Genomic DNA, 17,523 nt, shown 5'->3' with positions numbered 1-17,523 from the left:
CCTCAAGATGAGATTTCCCAGTATGTAAGACCCCTTGTAGACGACGAGGTAGATAGGTTCGGGGTGGAAGCGCGGTAACGTGTGGAGCTGACGAATACTAATCGGTCGAGGGCTTATCCAAAAAGCTATTCAGCATGTATTGTTTCGATCCAGTTTTCAGGGCGCAAGCCTTGACGAGAGCTTATGCTTTCGCAACCCGTTTTGCTGATGCAAAACATCGTTTGGTGATGATGGCGGAAGGGAACCACGCGTACCCATCCTGAACACGAACGTTAAGCCTTCCAGCGTCGATGGTACTTGGACCGCAGGGTCCTGGGAGAGTAGAACGTCGCCAAGCATTATTCCCTGATAGCTCAGTTGGTAGAGCACTCGACTGTTAATCGAGTTGTCACAGGTTCGAGTCCTGTTCGGGGAGCCATATGGAGAGGTGTCCGAGTTGGCCGAAGGAGCACGATTGGAAATCGTGTAGGCGTCACAAGCGTCTCGAGGGTTCGAATCCCTCTCTCTCCGTAGATTTTCAACTAGATTGTTATGTAAGGCCCGTTGGTCAAGGGGTTAAGACACCTCCCTTTCACGGAGGTAACAGGGGTTCGAATCCCCTACGGGTCACTTTATCCCATGGAGGCTTAGCTCAGCTGGGAGAGCATCTGCCTTACAAGCAGAGGGTCGGCGGTTCGATCCCGTCAGCCTCCACCATAAGATTACTACTGACGCGGGGTGGAGCAGCCCGGTAGCTCGTCGGGCTCATAACCCGAAGGCCGCAGGTTCAAATCCTGCCCCCGCAACCAAATTACTTTGTGTGGAGCCGTGGTGTAGAGGCCTAACATGCCTGCCTGTCACGCAGGAGACCGCGGGTTCGAATCCCGTCGGCTCCGCCATTGATTTACTTTTTGGAAATAGAACGCGTAGCTTTTATTTTACAAAAAGGTTTACAGAATGAAAGAAATATATTATAATGGCTCGGTAGCTCAGTCGGTAGAGCAGAGGACTGAAAATCCTCGTGTCGGCGGTTCGATTCCGTCCCGAGCCACCATTTACGCCGCTGTAGCTCAACTGGTAGAGCAACTGACTTGTAATCAGTAGGTTGGGGGTTCAAGTCCTCTCGGCGGCACCAGTTAATTTCATATGGAGGCTTAGCGAAGTGGCCAAACGCAGCAGACTGTAAATCTGTTCTCTGACGAGTTCGGTGGTTCGAATCCATCAGCCTCCACCATTATTTTTAGGGGCATAGTTTAAAGGTAGAACAAAGGTCTCCAAAACCTTTGGTGTGGGTTCGATTCCTGCTGCCCCTGCCAATTACATTTTATGGCGATCGTGGCGAAGTGGTTAACGCATCGGTTTGTGGATCCGACACTCGAGGGTTCAATTCCCTTCGATCGCCCCATGTTTTTTACTATCATTGGGGATTAGCCAAGCGGTAAGGCAACGGACTTTGACTCCGTCATGCCTAGGTTCGAATCCTAGATCCCCAGTTTAATATGCGGAAGTGGCTCAGGGGTAGAGCATCGCCTTGCCAAGGCGAGGGTCGCGGGTTCGAATCCCGTCTTCCGCTCCATCTATGGCGCCATAGCCAAGTGGTAAGGCAGAGCTCTGCAAAAGCTTTACCCCCAGTTCGAGTCTGGGTGGCGCCTCCAACTTTTACGCCGGAGTGGCGGAATCGGCAGACGCACAGGACTTAAAATCCTGCGGTAGGTGACTACCGTACCAGTTCAAGTCTGGTCTTCGGCACCACTCCAACAACTTTATAATGTGTGCCCTTAGCTCAGCCGGATAGAGCGTTTGACTACGAATCAAAAGGTCAGGAGTTCGAATCTCTTAGGGCACGCCACTTGCCGGTATGGCGGAATTGGCAGACGCGCGCGACTCAAAATCGTGAGGGAAACCGTGTGGGTTCGAGTCCCTCTACCGGCATCAAAAAAGAGCTTACGAAGTTACTTCGTAGGCTCTTTTTATATTTTAGTTTTTCGAAACATAAAAGAACCAATATACAAAAGCTGGGATATCTAGTATCGTACATAGAAGAGCAATGATTTTAGAAGAATCCATTTCAGGGTGAAGGAGCAAATCCAGTGACGAAAATTGAGGATCAGGCCGTTGTTCTTTTCCAAGGGGACAGCATTACCGATTGCGGGCGAAATCGGGAGACCGGGGCCGATCTTGGCCGAGGCTATGCGCTCATGGCTGCGGGCTTGTTTCAAAGCAAGTACCCCGAGAAACAAGTCAAGTTTATCAACCGCGGCATCAGCGGGAACCGCGTCAAAGATCTGCAAGGCCGCTGGCAGCAGGATTGTATCGATCTAAAGCCGACTTGGATATCGATCTATATCGGCATAAACGATACATGGAGAAGATACGATCGTAATGACCCTACATCAACTGAAGCATATGCGGCGGGCTACCGGGATCTGATCGTGCAGACGAAGGAAAAGCTGGATGCCAAGCTGATCCTTGTCGAGCCGTTCGTGTTGCCTGTGCCGGAAGACAGGAAAGCATGGAGAGAAGATTTGGACCCGAAAATCAATGTGGTCCGGGAGCTGGCTAGAGAGTTTCAGGCGTTGTACGTTCCGTTGGATGGATTGTTCGCGCAAGCGAGTACACAAGCGCCCCCGGCTTATTGGGCGCCAGACGGTGTTCATCCGTCTCCTGCAGGTCACGCATTGATCGCCAAGGCTTGGCTGGAAGCGGTACACGCGTAAGAGCCGATAATATGAAAAAGGAACACGAATCAACGGATAACGATGGTTCGTGTTCCTTTTTTTATGCTCTCACATGCTTGTGACAGCGTACAGTGAGCGGTACCTACTGCTGTGGCTTTCTTATTGCACCGTAAGAAGCAGGGCGGGTGGTGTGCCTACTACATCTGCTTGGATACTTGAAGCAGCTCGGGCAATGTAACGAGCTTGTAGCCACGGCTCTTCAGCGTCTTGATCACCGTAGGGAGAGCCGAGACGGTTCCGCCCAAATTTTGCCCTGGGCCTCCGCCGCTGTGCTGCAGGATGATCGAACCGGACCGGGTATGGTTCAAAATATTGGAGGTGACGCGAGAGGCGTCAAGCTGCTTCCAGTCCAGCGAGTCGACATTCCAGTTGACGACGGTAAACCCGCTATCAGAAGCCCATAACAGCTGGCTTTCGCTTATTTCTCCATAAGGCGGACGAAGCAGCTTCGGAGTATACCCGATTAAGTTTTTCAGCACCTTTTGCGTATCGAGCACTTGATCGCGAAAGACGTCGTCCGATAATTTCGTAAACAGCTTATGGTTATATGAATGATTCCCGATCACGTGTCCTTCGCTTACGATTCGTTTGACGACATCAGGATGCTTGGTTGCTTGAACGCCTAGCAGGAAGAAAGTAGCGCGAACGTTGTACTTTTTCAAAATGTCCAGCACTTGCGGCGTAAACGTGTTGTCCGGTGCATCATCAAACGTCAGCGCAACCGTATTGGAGCGAGACGGGCCTTTGAGCCGCAGACGGTCCGGGTATTTTTTCACCAGCTGAGACAGCGTGAGCCGATGGTTCTGGCTTGTTGAGGCAGCCGGTGGGGAAGAGGCGCGTTCTTTTGGCTTTGGCTTCGGTTTTTCCGGCTGCTTTGGTTGGGGCGCGGGGACCGGAGCCGGTGGCTGTGGTGCAGGCTGTGGCACGCTGGGTTGTGCGGCTTCAGGCACGGGCGCAAGGTCGCTCTGAGGCCTGAGATCGGTGAATCGTCGGGAAGGATCCAGTTCCGGCGGCAGCGGCGATCCGGGATCGCGCTGAACGGAATTAGGGACCGTCTGCGGCTCGCGCGGCTGAGCCGATTTGGGTGATACAGAAGAACAGGAGCATAAGAGGCACAGGAGGACCGATTGATAAAAAAGAACCGTAAACATACACTTGCTCATTCCAGCAACGCCCCTTTCCCCCATGGATGATTGGGGTTAGTGTTGGATGAAAGGGAGTATTTTATCCAATGCGGCGTTGGAAGAAACGAACATAGGCGTAGATCTACGGCTTTAGTATACGTTTAGGCAGTGAGGTACAGCCCTTCCCAGATCATTTTGACCGAAACGACGACAAATGTGACGCGAAGCACCCATAGCAGCTTTTTGCTGCTAAGCCGGCTTGCAATTTGCGCGCCAAGCCAACCGCCGACCAATGCGCTCGGCGCGAGCCCAAGCACCATCCAGAGGTCGACTTCTCCGAGGCCAAGATGAGTAAAGCTCCCCATAATAGAAGAGAGCAATATAACGAACATCGAAGTGGCTGTAGCCACATGCGGCGGATAACGGAACAACAGCACCATAACTGGAACGAACAAGGAGCCTCCGCCAATGCCGAACAGTCCGGAAACAAAGCCGACAGCAAGGCCGGTTACAAGCGCCGGCAGCACGCTGTAGCCGTATTGAAACGTGCGGCCGCTGCCATCTGTATAAGTACGCTCAATGCGCCACTGGATATTCAGCGGCTTCATGTAATCGCGAAGCACGAGCAGAATCGCCATCAGCAGCATAAAGAAGCCGAAGCTGAGCTGGAACGACTTGGCGTTGACGAATTGCGTCGTATACGAACCGAGCATGGCGCCGGGACCGCAAGTAATAAAATAAAGCCAGCCGCTCTTGAAATCGACGCGCTTCTGCTTGAAGAAGGTCATCGTCGAAGACAAAGCGGTAAAAATAAGAACGGCCAGCGAGGTACCGACGGCCGTAGCGACGGATATGTGCTCTCCAAGGAATAACGGCCCAAGGTATACGAGTGCGGGCACAATAATTATACCGCCGCCGAGTCCGACCAAGCTGCCGAGAGTGGCGGCGATCAGACCGACTGCGGTATAAAATAAAAAGCTCATGCTGATAACCTTCTTCCGTGTCATATTTAATACACATAAATATTAACACAGTTGAGCGGATTATCAATCCCTAGTATGTTTATGCGGTTTCATTGATATAAGTTTTATTAGGTAAATAATGAATGGACTTAATGAATCGGATCGTACGTGTTTTCGCACGCATCACAAGCGAGTGCGTCTCTGCGCGGAGATCGGAGAAAATGCGCACGCCGTCGACGATTTCGCCGGGCGTAATCCCGGTAGCGGCGAAGATGACGTCATCTGTACCAACCATGTCGTCCATCGTCAAAATTTTACGCGGATCCTGGAGCCCCATATCCAGGCAGCGTTGAAACTCACCCTCGTCCGCAGGCATAAGCCGCCCTTGCAATTCCCCGCCCAGACAACGCAGCGCAGCTGCAGCGAGGACGCCTTCTGGAGCACCGCCCGAGCCGACATACATATCGATCCCGGAATCGGGAAGGGCAGGTGCCATGGCGCCGGCGACGTCCCCGTCGGTGAGCAGCTTGATTCTGACGCCGACGCGGCGCAGCGTCTCGATCTGTTCCCGGTGACGGTCACGATCCAAGATCATGACTGTCATGTTGTTGAGCGGCTTGCCGAGCAGCTCGGCCGCGCGGCGCAGCGTAGTCTCCAGCGGATCGCTCAAGCTCAGCTTGCCGGCGAGCGCCGGACCTACGGCCAGCTTCTCCATGTACATGTCCGGCGCATGCAGCAGGTTTCCTTTATTGGCGATCGCAATGACGGCCAATGCGTTGTTTAAGCCTTTGGCGACGAGCTCTGTGCCTTCCAGCGGATCGACGGCTACGTCGACTTCCGGTCCTTGTCCGTTGCCGACTTGCTCTCCGATGTACAGCATCGGCGCCTCATCCATTTCTCCTTCGCCGATGACGACGGTTCCGCGAATCGAAACGGAGTCGAACATCGTTCGCATGGCCGCCGTAGCCGCGCCGTCAGCCTCATGCTTGTTTCCGCGGCCCATCCATTTGGCTGCCGACAACGCGGCAAGTTCCGTAACCCGTACAAATTCCAGTGCCAATTCTCGTTCCATGCTGCTAATTCCTCCAGTAATATACAATATATAATTTAATATATCATACTAATTAATTATATAATGTGCAATAATTAAATTCTTCGGATGAATATCCCCGATTCGGAAAAAAAGTATGGTACAATGATGGAAATGACACGCGCAACTTGATAAGTACAGGGAAGGGAGTGAGCGGTCATCGAGCTTAGTGCACGTCAATTGCATATCGTCGAGCTAGTAAAAGCAAACGCTCCCATAACGGGAGAGCAAATCGCGGAATTGCTCGGCCTAAGCCGGCCTACACTCCGGTCGGATTTGGCGCTTCTGGTGATGCTGGGGCTGATCGATGCGAAACCGAAGGTGGGATATACGCCTGGCGTGACGGTAACTCCCGGCTCGATTGCGGCTCAGCATTTGCAACAAATTAAAGTGAAAGACGTGCAGTCTATGCCTGTAGTCATTCGGGAACAGTCGTCCGTGCATGATGCGGTCGTACAGCTGTTCATGGAAGATGTCGGCAGCCTGGTAGCCGTCGATGACGAGGGATGTATGACAGGCGTCATTTCACGGAAAGACTTGTTAAAGTTTACGCTTGGCAACACGAATGCGGCGGCGATGCCCGTTAGCATGGTGATGACCCGCGAACCGAACGTCGTTCATGTCACGCCGGAAGAATCGGTGATCGATGCCGCGCGCAAAATGATTAACCATCAGGTGGACAGTTTGCCGGTCGTCGTCTCCAAGAGCAGTGCGGCAGACGGGCGAAAACGGTTTGACGTGGTCGGGCGCATCACCAAAACGATTATGACGAAAATATTGCTTGATCTGGCGATCAAGGGCTAATAGAGGGAAAGGGAGCAAAACCGGATGAAGGACGATCAGCCTTATGAAATAACGATATGTTCGGACTCGGTTGGCGAAACGGCGGAAGCGGTCGTGAAAGCGACAATCCGCCAGTTTGACGCCCATCAGGTGACAACCAAACGTATCGGCCACATCAAGAGCGAGGACGAAATCCGTGCGATTGTCGAAAGTGCGGCGAAGCGCGGCGGCTTCATCGCCTATACGCTGGTCCAGCCCGAGCTGCGGGAGATGATGAAGGAGGAGGCGCTTCGCTTCGGCGTTCGTGCGGTCGACATCATGGGGCCGATGATGGAAGCGTTCATCGATACGTTCAACGATGCGCCGAAGCGTAAGCCGGGGCTGCTGCATCAGATGGATGAAGATTATTTCCGCCGGGTAGAGGCGATCGAGTTCGCCGTGAAATGCGACGATGGCCGGGATATGAGCGCACTGCTGAAGGCAAGTCTCGTACTGATCGGCGTGTCTAGAACGTCGAAGACGCCGCTCAGCATTTTTTTGGCGCATAAGGGGATCAAGGTGACGAATTTGCCCCTCGTCCCGGAAGCGAAGCTGCCGAAGGAGCTGTCTTTGCTGCCAGGCAACCGGATCGTTGGTTTAACGATGGATGCGGAGAAATTGTACAAGATCCGCACGGAGCGTTTAAAGGCGGTCGGTCTGCCGTTCGGAGCTAAATATGCGACAATGGAGCGGATTACGGAGGAGCTCGATTACGCGCATCGCGTCATGAAGCAGCTCGGCTGCCACATCATCAACGTGACGGATAAGGCGATCGAAGAGACGGCAGGCATCATTATGGGGTATTTGAAATAAGGCAGCGAGAAGAAGGCTTGGACCGAGAAGCGGTTCAGGCTTTTTATTGTCCTGTGGACGTTCAAGCCGCGTGGGTGCACATTTGCAGCGGGCAGCCGGTATGGGTCAGCCGACGGCGACCGGGAAAATCCAGGCATGCAGATGAACGGAAACGAATTCCATGATGGGGGGCGTTAGGCATGAGGGAGAGGAAGCATTGGACGGATTGGCTGTCCGCAGCGCCGTACGGGAAGCAGTTGAAACGGCTGCACGCCTGGAATGCTTGGCTGATCGGTTTGCTGGCTGTGAGCGGCATTATGCTGTTTGTTCCGGCGGTAAGGGAGCTTGGTGAGGGCCGTTCCTGGCTCAAGCTGCTGCACGTATGGTTCGGATTTGTTTCTATATTCGTTGTGATCTTGTATATGCCCTTGCTGCGCAAGCATTGGAGGCAGCTCCGTACCAGGCCGGCGCAGCGCTGGAATTTGGGCTGGGTGCTCGTGCTGCTGGCCGGCTGGATCGTGAGCGGACTGCTGCTCTGGCAGCTTCGCCGCATATCGCCGGCTTGGAGCAATGCGGCGCTGCTCGTGCACGACGCGTTGACATGGATAGGCATTCCGTATGCCGTGTATCATGCGGTATCCCGCAGCCGCTGGGTGAAAGCGTCCAGAAAGGCGCAGGGATTCGGAACGGCTGCAAGCGGGGGAGCGGCGGCCGATGCCCTTGCAGCAGAACCGCAGCGTACGGCGGCGCAAGCGTTCGTCGAATCGCTGAAGAACGCTCCGATCTCTCGCGCTGCATTTCTGCGGAGCGCCGCCGCGCTGCTGCTCGTGTTTGGGGTCGGGCCCGCCTTTTACCGCTGGCTGAAGAGGGTGTCCGACACCGGAGGAACGAGTATGGATCCTGCGATTCTCGGCGACGAGAATTCGATGCTGCCGGAGCCGGTTGCGCTGCCTGCATCGAATCCGCCGGCTGGCGGGGGCGCACAAGGACAATTTCGCATTTATACGGTGACGCAGTTCCCTTCTTTTACTAGCGACCATTGGAAGTTTGTCCTCACCGGTCTTGTAGAACAGGAGCATACGTGGAATTGGAAGCAGTTCTTGGAGCTTAAGCGCAAAGTCCAAGTCAGCGATTTTCATTGCGTCACCGGGTGGTCGGTTTACAAGGTCACGTGGGAAGGGATTCCGCTATCCGAACTTCTTCGTATGGCGAAGCCGACGGAAGCGGCCAAATATGTCAAGTTTTATTCCGGAGATAAGGAATATACGGATTGCTTGTCGCTGAGGCAGGCGGAGATGGACGACGTGATGGTAGCGGTCATGATGGACGGCAAGCCGATCCCGCAAAAGCTGGGTGGTCCCGTACGGCTTGTCGTGCCGCAGATGTATGCTTATAAATCGGTGAAATGGCTGCAGGCCATCGAGTTGATCGATCAGGAGCATACCGGTTACTGGGAGCTGCGCGGATACGACAACGATGCATGGGTGCCGGGGAGCCGGCGGGTGTAGACAAGAGGCGCTGCGGCCGTTACTATGTAAAGAAAAGCAAGCGGGGGAGACATGATGCAGCTGTTATCGCTTTATGTAGGCAAGCCTGTGAAGGCAGAGTACAAAGGCAAGCCGCTGGAGACGGGGATATACAAGCAGCCGGCGGAAGGAACGGTATTTCTGGCAAGGACGAATTTGGAGGGAGACGGCCAAGCGGATTTGATCAACCACGGAGGCCCGGACAAAGCGGTATGCGTATACAGCCAGGAGCACTACGCGTATTGGGAGCAGCGGTCGGGACGCAAGCTTGAAGGCTGCGCGTTCGGCGAAAACTTTACGGTCTCCGGCATGCCGGAAGCAGAGGTGTGCATTGGGGATGTGTTTGAGCTCGGCTCGGCCGCGGTACAGATCAGCCAGCCTCGCCAGCCCTGCTTCAAGGTGGCGCTGAAACAAGATTGGCCGGAGCTGCCCGTATGGATTCAGGACACGGGCTACTCGGGATATTACCTCCGTGTGCTCCAAGAAGGCTTCGTAGCAGCCGGTCAGCCGTTCCGGCGCATCGCGCGCGATGCGTCCGGCGTTACAATTGCCGAAGCGAACCGCCTTAAATACCATGACAAATCCGACATGGACGGCATTCGGAAGCTTCTGGCGGTGGGCGCGCTGTCGGCCAGCTGGCGCGAGTCGTTCGAGAAACGGCTGCGAAGCTAAGGATGGGGCGAAGCACGGTGAAGCGTATAGATACGCACGGATACGCATGGATGCGATGACGAGGTGAGGGATTGCCGATGAATTTATGTGGCGTCATATTGGCCGGGGGCATGAACCGGCGCATGGGCGGGCAGCCGAAAGCGCTGCTGGAGCGGAACGGGCGGACGTTTCTGGAGCTGCAGCTGGAGGAGATGGCGCTGCTGTGCCGGGAGCGAATCATCGTTACGAATGAGCCGGAGCGATATGAAGCGGCGCTCGGGCGGGTAAAGGGAGACGTTCAGGTCATACGTGATTTGCGGCCGGGGGCTGGACCGCTTGCCGGCATGCAGGCAGCGCTGCACGCAGCCGCGAGCGACTTGCTGTGGATTATCGGCTGCGATATGCCTTGTATCAGCGCGGAGGCAGCGGCGGTGCTGGCGCAGTTGAGAGCCGAAACGGATGCCGAGGCTGCGATCGCTCAGATTGGCGGACGGCTTCATCCGCTGCATGGCGTGTATCATCGGCGATGCTTGCCGCAGCTGGAGGCGATGCTTGCGGAAGACGAGCGCAGGCTGATGCGGCTGTTCGACCGCATCAACTGGCGTGCGGCTGAGGAAGCGGTATTCGAAAGCGCGGGAGTCGGGCTCGGGTTCGTGCAAAACATTAACGATCCGGCACAGTATGCCGCGTTGGAAAGACAAGACCAGAACGAACATAAATACGATGGATTCAGATGAGGATAGATCCTCAAAAAAAGAAAACCTCCGAAAGGGCAATGAAGCGCCTTTCGGAGGTTTTTTGCGCTATGCATTAGATCACGAATGCACGGGAAACGATTACCAGCAAAATGAAGAGTACCAGAATCACGCCTGTAGTCGTAAAGTATCCGCCAACTGCGCTCATGTAACTTCCCCCTTTCAGAGATTTGATAAATTATATGAGCGATTGACCTGCCGGGATTGGACGTTAGCCCGGTTGGCGGCGAAAAGTACACGCGTCTCCTGGCACAAGACGGGAATCAGTAGGTCGCGCCTCCGTAAAGGAAACGGAGCTCCCACTGGGAGTCGGCGATGTTGTCAATCCGTACGCCGCCGGAAGCGGCTGAGTACGTATGCAGCATCTTGCCGTCGCCGAGGTAGATGCCGACATGCGTAATCGTCTCTTTCGATTTGTCTACGCCGGCGTAGCTTGATGCGTTATAGCCTTTGTAGTTCATGAAAAACAGCAGGTCGCCCTTTTTTAACTGGCGCCAATCGGATTTCGTTTTACCGACGGCTTGGACATAGGCGCCTTGGCTGCGCGAATCGCCCGGCAGCAGCTGCTTGATGCCGTCAAGGTAGGCTTGTCTTACGAAGTCGGAGCAGTCGAAGGTGCTCGTATCGTTGCGGCTCGAGCCGAATTCATACGGCACGCCCAAATAGTTCATGCCGGCATCGACCACTTTGCCTGCTGCAACGGTATGGTCGAGCTGCTTGTACGGTTCGACGAACGTGGTCGTTATGTATTGGGAACTCGTGCTGACATAGCCGATCACGCCGTTGCGGTCCTGCACGTTATACCAGTAATCGCTCGCCTTATTGAGCACAAGCACCTGCTCGCCTTTTTGCAAATAACGAATGCGGTCGGCATCGGTGGACATGCCGGTTCGGAACGATACGGAGCTGACGATGGTTGCGTTCGGTGTCGACTGGAAGAGCGGCTCCTCCGGCTCCTGGGTCTGCTCGAATGCGGTGCTTATATATTCCTCGCTCGTGCTGACGTAGCCGATCACGTCGTTTTTATCCTGCACTTTGTACCAGTAGGCATTCATTTTCTCTAATATAAGAACAGGCTCTCCGGCTTGCAGATATCGAATACGGGAGGCATCAGTCGTCGGACCGGTCCGGAACGAGACCGATTTGACGATTTGTCCGTTCGGTTCGGCCGGAACCTTGACGCTGGTCAACTGTATGTACGTTGGAGAAGAAGAGACGTAGCCGACTTGACCTGTGTCATCGCGAACTTGGAGCCAGCTGCTGTTATAGGTGCTCACGATATCCAGCAGTTCCCCTACCTTCAAATAGCGGATGCGGTCTCCGGAAGTGGAAGGCTGCTCGCGGAAATTGACGGCTTGGACGACTTTCGCCTTTTCGGTGTCGTAGGAGAAGGCGAGGGCGTGGTAAGGAATGACCGACAGCGATACGGCGGCGCTCATCACGAGGGCGATAAGCTGTTTTTTCATTGGCGGAAGCCTCCTGTAGTTGTTAAATCTTCCTTTCTACCGATATGATAGCATAGGCCCGAAATAAGATAGAGTGGGAAATTGTGGGTAATCCCGGATGCGAAAAGAAGGGGTTATGCCTATAGAACTATGCATTCTCGTTGTTCCGAATAAAAACGGGTATGTACATATGCCTTTCGAATGATTTATTCCGAAATAAACGGAGATCGGATGGGAAGGAAGAAGATGAAACCTTTGTGTCCGGACTGGAAATGAGCCTTGAGTCACCGACATAAACCGGGGATAGCATTCGTGAAGCTTGTTGGGAGAGGCGCAGCTGGAGCAACCATCTGCTTTGACCGTACATGGCATTTTCGCCGGGGCTTTGGTACAATCGACAAAGATACTGTTGAGGGTGGAAGGTAGGGGAGCGGTATGAGCCAAGTACGGCAGCAAGACGCGAGCGAAGCGGCAGCGATCGAGATCAATCGAATTCCGGAGGCGCATTTTCCGGATACGCTGAGCCTTTGGTCGTTTGCCTTTCAGATGACGTATACACCGGAAGAAGTCGAGCGGCGCAAATTGGATATGCGTCATTATGAGCTGTGGGGCGCTTATGTGGACGACCGGCTGGCGGCTGCGATGAACATTCTGGAGCTGCGAACGTGGATCCAGGGAAAGGCGTTCGACATGGGCGGCATTGCCAGCGTGGCGACGTGGCCGGAATACCGGCGCGGCGGATTGGTCAAGCGAATGCTGGACAATGCGCTGCGCTCTATGCGGGACAAAGGGCAAACAGTTTCGTTCCTGCATCCGTTCCAGTTCGGATTTTACCGGAGATTCGGTTGGGAAACGTATACGGAGCACAAGGCTTACGAAATTCCGGCGGCGCTGCTGCCGAAGCTGGCACCGCAGCCGGGCCGGATGGTCCGTACCGCTCCGGACGCCGGCCTGCTGAATCCGTTGTATGATGCGTATGCCTCCCGTTATAACGGCAGCTTGCTTCGCAGCGAGAAATGGTGGACCGACCGCATTTTCGGCCGGAGACCGGGGGATATCGTCGTGTATTACGACGAAGCGGGGAAGCCAGGGGGCTACGTTCATTATCAGGTGAAAAACCGGGTATGCACGGTTCATGAGCTGGTGGCGCTGCATCACGGAGCGAGGCTTGCCATCTGGCGTTTTTTGGCCGATCACGATTCGATGATCGACAAGCTGAAGCTGACTGCGCCTGCGGATGATCGGCTGCCGTTTTTGCTGGACAATCCGCGAATTCAGCAGGAGCTTGTGCCTTACTTCATGGCGCGAATCGTCGACGTACCCGGATTTTTACGGAAGTATCCGTTTGCGTCCGGCGTCGAGGGCACGGTTTGTCTGCAGGTTACCGACGCCCAGGCGGCATGGAATAACGGAACGTTCATGTTAAGGATCGACGAATCGGGAACCGCGGAAGTGCAAACCGAAGCAGCGGATCACGGGGAGTACCCGATCATCCGCTGCGATATTCAGGCCTTGACGGCGATGCTGCTCAGCTATCAGAGACCGTCGTTCCTGCATGAAATCGGCAGATTGCAAGGGCAGGAGGAGGCGCTCGATACGCTGGAACGGCTCATTCCATGCCGGCAGACGTATTTGCCCGATTATTTTTGACCGGCTTTCGGAAAGGCCGAAAGGTATTTCTCCTGCTGCGGGTGCGACGGGGGGCCTCACGGTTGACTGTTGGCGCGCGTCCTTATTGCTTGACGGAGTTGCCCAGCCGTGTATCCGGCGCCGGAGCGGGCTGCTTCTTCGGGCGCGCCAGCAGCCAATGCATCAGGTCGTACTTCTCCAGAAACGGCTTGATTGCCTTCATGTTTCCTTCATATATATACGTTTGATCCTCAGTGCTGAACGCCAGCAACTGGGGATTTTGTTTTTTTTCGGATGGAATGACGACGAACAAATCCCGGCATTGGAAGGATAGCCCCGCCTGCGAGACGGGCAAGGCCGGCTCGAACGGGATGCGGATGATAATGCCGTTGTCGTAGCCGATCTTCACCTTCGGCGTAATCGATTTAGCCTTCTTCAGCCAGCCTTCCGCTTCCCGGCGGATGTCCTCGGAATTCGGGATCGCTCCGACAACCTTCTCCTGCTTGACATCGTATATCAACATCGGTTTATCGGCTTGGTCGGCAGCCGGGCTTTGCTCGGGCGCAGCGGCGGCGACGGCAAAGGCGGGAGCGGGAGAAGCAACGGCGGCAATGAGACTTAATGCGGCCCAAAGGCGCATCCATACCGGCAAACGGCGCGGCGACAGCTTACTTTTCATAAGGCACCATCCTTCGTGAAGTAATGTTACCTTAGTATAGCCTTCTTTATCCGCAGCATGCGCCGAGGAGAGAACGGACTTCGGAGTGAAAATGCGCCTTGCCGGAAGACTCTTGTCCGGAGGCCAGGGCGTACTGGACTTAGGTCCAGTTTCAAAAACCGCCGCAGGTCCGTTTTGGAAAAACGCCATTGAGCCTAAAATGAAGACATGAACAAACGATAACTGAGCGAAAGGCGGTGACTACATAACATGAAAATGAATCGACAAAAGGGACTGGCGATTCTGTTGATTTTCTTTGGCGCTTTGATCCTCTTGAACAAGTTCGGGGTGCATACGGGGCATCTGTTCGGTCACATCGCGGGCTGGCTGTTCCCGGCGGCCATGGTAGGTCTCGGCTATTTGGGGTTAGTCAACGGAAGAAGGACAATCGGCTGGGTGCTTATCGTCTTCGGCGGTCTCATCCTGCTGGGCAAGCTGTCCGGGCTGATCGGAATCGCGATTGCGGTCGGCTTGATCGTCTTCGGCATTTCGATGCTTCGCAGCAAATCGTTCTTGTAAATACACAAGCAAAATTTATGAGCAAAGGTGGTTGAAGGGAGAATGAGTCTGGGCAAACGATTCCGCGACATTACGGTAGCAACCTTTAATGAAATGTTGGAGAATGCCGAAGATCCGGTACGCATGATCGATAAATATTTGGCCGCGCAATCGGAACAGATTCGCGAGTCCGAGAGGCTGCTGCAGCAATGTCTGTCACACGCAGCGTCGCTTCGCCAGCAGTACAGCTCGGCGGAACAGTTGAAGGAACGCCGGGAGCAGCAAGCGCTGCTTGCGCTGAAGGCGGGAGAAGAGGAAGTGGCGCGCATCGCTCTGCAGGAGAAGATGCAGCAGGAAGAAAAAGCGGCGCAGTACAAAGCGCTGTACGAGCAAAGCAAGCTCGGCATCGTCGAGCTGGAGGCGCAGCTGCAGCAGCTGCGCGCCGATTTCGACGAGATCGCTTCGAAGCGCAGCTACTACATCGCCAGGCTCGAGTCGGTTCGTCTGCAGCAGCGGATGAATGAACGGCTCCGCTCGATGGGCGGCGCGCCGTCTCCGCGGATGTTCGATCGGCTGGAAGAACGCGTCTCCGACATGGAGATCACGGCCCGCACGCTGCGGGAGGTTCGCGGGCAGCTCCGCGACGCATGGTCCGCGGCAAGCTCCGCGGCGAACGGCGCGGTGGAGAAAGAGCTGGCGAAGCTTCGTTCCAAACTGGAACAGGAGGGATGGAACCGGCCATGACGAGAATATACCGTTCCCGAACCGATCGCAAAATAACCGGCTTGTGCGGAGGCCTGGCCGAAACGCTCGGGATTGACGCAACACTGCTGCGATTGATCCTGGTGGTAACGGCGTTCTTTTCCGCAGGCATTGTCATTCCGTTGTACTTCCTGGCTACGCTGGTCATCCCGAGCGAGCCATGGAACGGCGGACCGTACGGTCCGGAGCCGGGCTACGACGGGCATGCGCAAGGCTGCGGTTCTTCCAAAGGCCACTTCGGACATTCGTACGGCAGCTGGAAAGATTGGAAGCGCGCCGAGCGGCATTACCGCAAAGCTACCAAATACGGATGGACGCCGCCGCACGAGCGTAACGAATACGATGCGAACTATGCGTATCAGACGGATGCGAAGTCCGATAGCGGCAGCAACCTGGACGATATGATGAAAGATATCGAGAAAAAAGCAATGTGGAAAGAAATCGAAGAGCTTCGCGCCAAAATCGCGAAATACGAAAAACAACAACAATCGACTAAAGGAGATGTGTAATCATGGGTGTATTTTCCAGAATTAAGGATATGACGAAGGCTTCGCTGCATGAGCTGCTGGACAAGGTGGAAGATCCGATTGTTATGCTGAATCAGTATCTCCGCGACATGGAGGAAGAAATTGCTCAGGCGGAAGTGACGGTTGCCCGTCAAATCGCAAGCGAGCGCAAGCTGAAAGAGCGTCTGGAAGAGTCGATCCGCTTGACGGCCCATTACGAAGGGCAGGCGAAAGAAGCGCTGAAGAACGGCCAAGAGATGACGGCGCGCCAGGCACTGGAGCAAAAGCTGTACCACGAAGGCAAAATCGCCGAGTATACGGAAATGCACGAGCAGTCCAAGGCGCAAGCCGCCGAGCTGGTTCAGCAGCTGCATGAAATGAAGGATTCGTTCTATCAAATGCGCAATAAGCGCAATGAACTGGTTACCCGGGCGCAGCTTGCCAAAGCGAAAAAGCAGATGGCCGAAGTGACGGCGAATAACGTCATCGAGGGCGGCAGCGCGGTGAAAGGATTCCGCCGCATGGAGGAAAAAATATTATCGATGGAAGTCGAAGCGGAAATTGCCCGCAAGCCGTTCGTAGGCTCCGCTTATGTCGGTTCCGCCTACGGCACGCCGGCACAGGCCGACCCGGCCAAGCAGCAAAAAATCGACGACCAGCTCCAACTGTTGAAAGAAAAGCTGTCGAGCGAGCAAGGGCAATAAACGGTCTGAACGGGCTGAATTAGCGGCCAAGGCGCCTCGAATAAACTAGTGGAGCCGAAACAACAGTTATGATATGCTATGTAAGGCAAAAGGCCATAGGAGGCCGTTATCGCCAGCTATGGCCTTTTGCGTAAAACCAATTCAACCAGATCAGCGAAAGGAGTGACACGGATGAACAGCAAACGGAACCGCAACATAGCGCTGGTACTGATCGGGGCCGGTTTGTTTATGCTGGCGGACAATCACCTGAGCTTTTTCACCGTCGTCGCTCTTTTTTTACTGCTGCTTGGCGTTCATAAGGTTCGTTCGGGAGCGGAACGGAAAGGCTATTTGATGATGATTGTCGGGCTGCTGCTGCTCATCGGCGGTAATCTTCCGTTAATCATCGCGGTGGTCTTGATCTCGCTCGGCATCTTCTATAACAAGTCGCGTAAGATGCACCGCAGCGACAGGCACGTCCGCAAGCAGAGCTTGATCGAAAGCATCCGCTGGGGCAAAGAACCGTGGATTTTGCGAAACATGTCCATCTGGAACGTGCTCGGCGAGCTGCAAATGGATTTCACGTATGCAATCCCAGAGCAAAAGGAAACGACGATCGTGCTGCAGGGCGTCATTGCAGATATCGATCTGATCGTGCCGGAAGATATGGGTCTCAGCGTAACGGCTTCCGTGTTGTTTGGACAAACAAGCGTCGGCTACGATAAAGAAGCCGGTGTGTTGAACAAGATGGTATGGGAGTCGCCGAACTACTGGACCGCTGAACGCCAGGTGAAGCTGGAAATATCGTACGCCGTAGCGGATATTGATATAAAAATCGTTTAA

At 54.6% G+C, this 17,523-nt stretch carries 18 protein-coding genes, 17 tRNA genes and 2 rRNA genes; 31 read left to right on the top strand and 6 right to left on the bottom strand.

Features of this window, described 5'->3' with window-relative positions; genetic code table 11:
* From KXG62_RS30665 to KXG62_RS30570, 20 genes are all read left to right on the top strand, one after another.
* Positions 1-121: ribosomal RNA gene (locus KXG62_RS30665) — 23S ribosomal RNA — on the top strand; the annotation flags it as partial.
* 99 nt (positions 122-220) lie between these two features.
* Positions 221-337: ribosomal RNA gene (gene rrf / locus KXG62_RS30660) — 5S ribosomal RNA — on the top strand.
* A gap of 5 nt (positions 338-342) precedes the next feature.
* Positions 343-418, top strand: a tRNA-Asn gene (locus KXG62_RS30655).
* Between the two features lie 3 nt (positions 419-421).
* Positions 422-510 (top strand) — tRNA-Ser (locus KXG62_RS30650).
* A 27-nt stretch (positions 511-537) separates the two neighbouring features.
* Positions 538-609 (top strand) — tRNA-Glu (locus tag KXG62_RS30645).
* 11 nt (positions 610-620) lie between these two features.
* Positions 621-696: transfer RNA gene (locus KXG62_RS30640), tRNA-Val, on the top strand.
* 15 nt (positions 697-711) lie between these two features.
* A tRNA-Met gene (locus KXG62_RS30635) sits at positions 712-788 on the top strand.
* A 13-nt stretch (positions 789-801) separates the two neighbouring features.
* Positions 802-878: transfer RNA gene (locus KXG62_RS30630), tRNA-Asp, on the top strand.
* 79 nt (positions 879-957) lie between these two features.
* A tRNA-Phe gene (locus tag KXG62_RS30625) sits at positions 958-1,033 on the top strand.
* Between the two features lie 5 nt (positions 1,034-1,038).
* A tRNA-Thr gene (locus tag KXG62_RS30620) sits at positions 1,039-1,114 on the top strand.
* Between the two features lie 13 nt (positions 1,115-1,127).
* Positions 1,128-1,213, top strand: a tRNA-Tyr gene (locus KXG62_RS30615).
* Positions 1,214-1,221: 8 nt separating this feature from the next.
* Positions 1,222-1,295, top strand: a tRNA-Trp gene (locus KXG62_RS30610).
* 13 nt (positions 1,296-1,308) lie between these two features.
* Positions 1,309-1,384: transfer RNA gene (locus KXG62_RS30605), tRNA-His, on the top strand.
* A gap of 16 nt (positions 1,385-1,400) precedes the next feature.
* Positions 1,401-1,472 (top strand) — tRNA-Gln (locus KXG62_RS30600).
* Between the two features lie 8 nt (positions 1,473-1,480).
* A tRNA-Gly gene (locus KXG62_RS30595) sits at positions 1,481-1,555 on the top strand.
* A 5-nt stretch (positions 1,556-1,560) separates the two neighbouring features.
* Positions 1,561-1,634 (top strand) — tRNA-Cys (locus tag KXG62_RS30590).
* A gap of 8 nt (positions 1,635-1,642) precedes the next feature.
* Positions 1,643-1,731 (top strand) — tRNA-Leu (locus tag KXG62_RS30585).
* A 20-nt stretch (positions 1,732-1,751) separates the two neighbouring features.
* Positions 1,752-1,828, top strand: a tRNA-Arg gene (locus tag KXG62_RS30580).
* A 3-nt stretch (positions 1,829-1,831) separates the two neighbouring features.
* Positions 1,832-1,911 (top strand) — tRNA-Leu (locus KXG62_RS30575).
* Positions 1,912-2,069: 158 nt separating this feature from the next.
* Entirely contained in the window at positions 2,070-2,696 is a 627-nt protein-coding gene (locus tag KXG62_RS30570) for an SGNH/GDSL hydrolase family protein (protein WP_218095809.1), read from the top strand.
* A 158-nt stretch (positions 2,697-2,854) separates the two neighbouring features.
* On the opposite strand, the gene KXG62_RS34275 is transcribed toward KXG62_RS30570, so the two are convergent.
* The 3 genes from KXG62_RS34275 to glpX all read right to left on the bottom strand — a co-directional run bounded on the left by KXG62_RS34275 (position 2,855) and on the right by glpX (position 5,875).
* Entirely contained in the window at positions 2,855-3,493 is a 639-nt protein-coding gene (locus KXG62_RS34275) for a polysaccharide deacetylase family protein (protein ID WP_246627718.1), read from the bottom strand.
* 509 nt (positions 3,494-4,002) lie between these two features.
* Positions 4,003-4,824, bottom strand: a complete 822-nt coding sequence (locus KXG62_RS30560; RefSeq protein ID WP_218095807.1) for a sulfite exporter TauE/SafE family protein — start codon at positions 4,822-4,824, stop codon at positions 4,003-4,005.
* Between the two features lie 79 nt (positions 4,825-4,903).
* The gene (gene glpX / locus KXG62_RS30555) at positions 4,904-5,875 is read right to left on the bottom strand and encodes a class II fructose-bisphosphatase (RefSeq protein WP_218095806.1); all 972 of its coding nucleotides are present in this window, start codon (positions 5,873-5,875) and stop codon (positions 4,904-4,906) included.
* 198 nt (positions 5,876-6,073) lie between these two features.
* On the opposite strand from glpX, the gene KXG62_RS30550 reads away from it, so the two are divergent.
* From KXG62_RS30550 to mobA, 5 genes are all read left to right on the top strand, one after another.
* Positions 6,074-6,697: a helix-turn-helix transcriptional regulator gene (locus KXG62_RS30550; RefSeq protein ID WP_218095805.1), complete on the top strand. Its 624-nt coding sequence runs from the start codon at positions 6,074-6,076 to the stop codon at positions 6,695-6,697.
* A gap of 24 nt (positions 6,698-6,721) precedes the next feature.
* On the top strand, positions 6,722-7,528 hold the full coding sequence (locus KXG62_RS30545; protein WP_218095804.1) for a pyruvate, water dikinase regulatory protein: 807 nt from the start codon (positions 6,722-6,724) through the stop codon (positions 7,526-7,528).
* A 179-nt stretch (positions 7,529-7,707) separates the two neighbouring features.
* Positions 7,708-9,015 (top strand): molybdopterin-dependent oxidoreductase, encoded by a 1,308-nt coding sequence (locus KXG62_RS30540; protein WP_218095803.1) that lies wholly within the window; start codon positions 7,708-7,710, stop codon positions 9,013-9,015.
* 54 nt (positions 9,016-9,069) lie between these two features.
* The gene (locus tag KXG62_RS30535) at positions 9,070-9,705 is read left to right on the top strand and encodes an MOSC domain-containing protein (RefSeq protein WP_218095811.1); all 636 of its coding nucleotides are present in this window, start codon (positions 9,070-9,072) and stop codon (positions 9,703-9,705) included.
* A gap of 77 nt (positions 9,706-9,782) precedes the next feature.
* Positions 9,783-10,421, top strand: a complete 639-nt coding sequence (gene mobA, locus KXG62_RS30530) for a molybdenum cofactor guanylyltransferase (RefSeq protein WP_218095802.1) — start codon at positions 9,783-9,785, stop codon at positions 10,419-10,421.
* Positions 10,422-10,494: 73 nt separating this feature from the next.
* On the opposite strand, the gene KXG62_RS30525 is transcribed toward mobA, so the two are convergent.
* Together KXG62_RS30525 and KXG62_RS30520 are read right to left on the bottom strand one after the other, a co-directional pair.
* Complete coding sequence (locus KXG62_RS30525; protein WP_218095801.1) at positions 10,495-10,587, bottom strand: YjcZ family sporulation protein; 93 nt, start codon at positions 10,585-10,587, stop codon at positions 10,495-10,497.
* 115 nt (positions 10,588-10,702) lie between these two features.
* Positions 10,703-11,905 (bottom strand): C40 family peptidase, encoded by a 1,203-nt coding sequence (locus tag KXG62_RS30520; RefSeq protein ID WP_218095800.1) that lies wholly within the window; start codon positions 11,903-11,905, stop codon positions 10,703-10,705.
* Between the two features lie 414 nt (positions 11,906-12,319).
* On the opposite strand from KXG62_RS30520, the gene KXG62_RS30515 reads away from it, so the two are divergent.
* The gene (locus KXG62_RS30515) at positions 12,320-13,534 is read left to right on the top strand and encodes a GNAT family N-acetyltransferase (RefSeq protein ID WP_218095799.1); all 1,215 of its coding nucleotides are present in this window, start codon (positions 12,320-12,322) and stop codon (positions 13,532-13,534) included.
* A gap of 82 nt (positions 13,535-13,616) precedes the next feature.
* Here the strand turns inward: KXG62_RS30515 and KXG62_RS30510 are convergent, their stop codons facing one another.
* On the bottom strand, positions 13,617-14,192 hold the full coding sequence (locus tag KXG62_RS30510; RefSeq protein WP_218095798.1) for a hypothetical protein: 576 nt from the start codon (positions 14,190-14,192) through the stop codon (positions 13,617-13,619).
* A gap of 249 nt (positions 14,193-14,441) precedes the next feature.
* Here KXG62_RS30510 and KXG62_RS30505 point away from each other — a divergent pair, with 249 nt between their 5' ends.
* The 5 genes from KXG62_RS30505 (at position 14,442) to liaF (ending at position 17,523) form a co-directional block, all read left to right on the top strand.
* Positions 14,442-14,750: a LiaF transmembrane domain-containing protein gene (locus tag KXG62_RS30505; RefSeq protein ID WP_218095797.1), complete on the top strand. Its 309-nt coding sequence runs from the start codon at positions 14,442-14,444 to the stop codon at positions 14,748-14,750.
* A 42-nt stretch (positions 14,751-14,792) separates the two neighbouring features.
* On the top strand, positions 14,793-15,473 hold the full coding sequence (locus tag KXG62_RS30500; protein WP_218095796.1) for a PspA/IM30 family protein: 681 nt from the start codon (positions 14,793-14,795) through the stop codon (positions 15,471-15,473).
* A complete protein-coding gene (locus tag KXG62_RS30495; protein ID WP_218095795.1) occupies positions 15,470-16,000 on the top strand; it encodes a PspC domain-containing protein in 531 nt (176 codons plus the stop codon). The genes KXG62_RS30500 and KXG62_RS30495 overlap by 4 nt, the downstream gene beginning before the upstream one ends.
* Before the next feature lie 2 nt (positions 16,001-16,002).
* Positions 16,003-16,701: a PspA/IM30 family protein gene (locus KXG62_RS30490; protein ID WP_218095794.1), complete on the top strand. Its 699-nt coding sequence runs from the start codon at positions 16,003-16,005 to the stop codon at positions 16,699-16,701.
* Between the two features lie 171 nt (positions 16,702-16,872).
* Complete coding sequence (gene liaF / locus KXG62_RS30485; RefSeq protein ID WP_218095793.1) at positions 16,873-17,523, top strand: cell wall-active antibiotics response protein LiaF; 651 nt, start codon at positions 16,873-16,875, stop codon at positions 17,521-17,523.

Source organism: Paenibacillus solanacearum (assembly GCF_910593845.1).
GTDB classification, from domain to species: domain Bacteria; phylum Bacillota; class Bacilli; order Paenibacillales; family NBRC-103111; genus Paenibacillus_G; species Paenibacillus_G solanacearum.
Note: the sequence above shows the minus strand (reverse complement) of the source record. Positions and strands in the feature narration are given on the sequence as shown.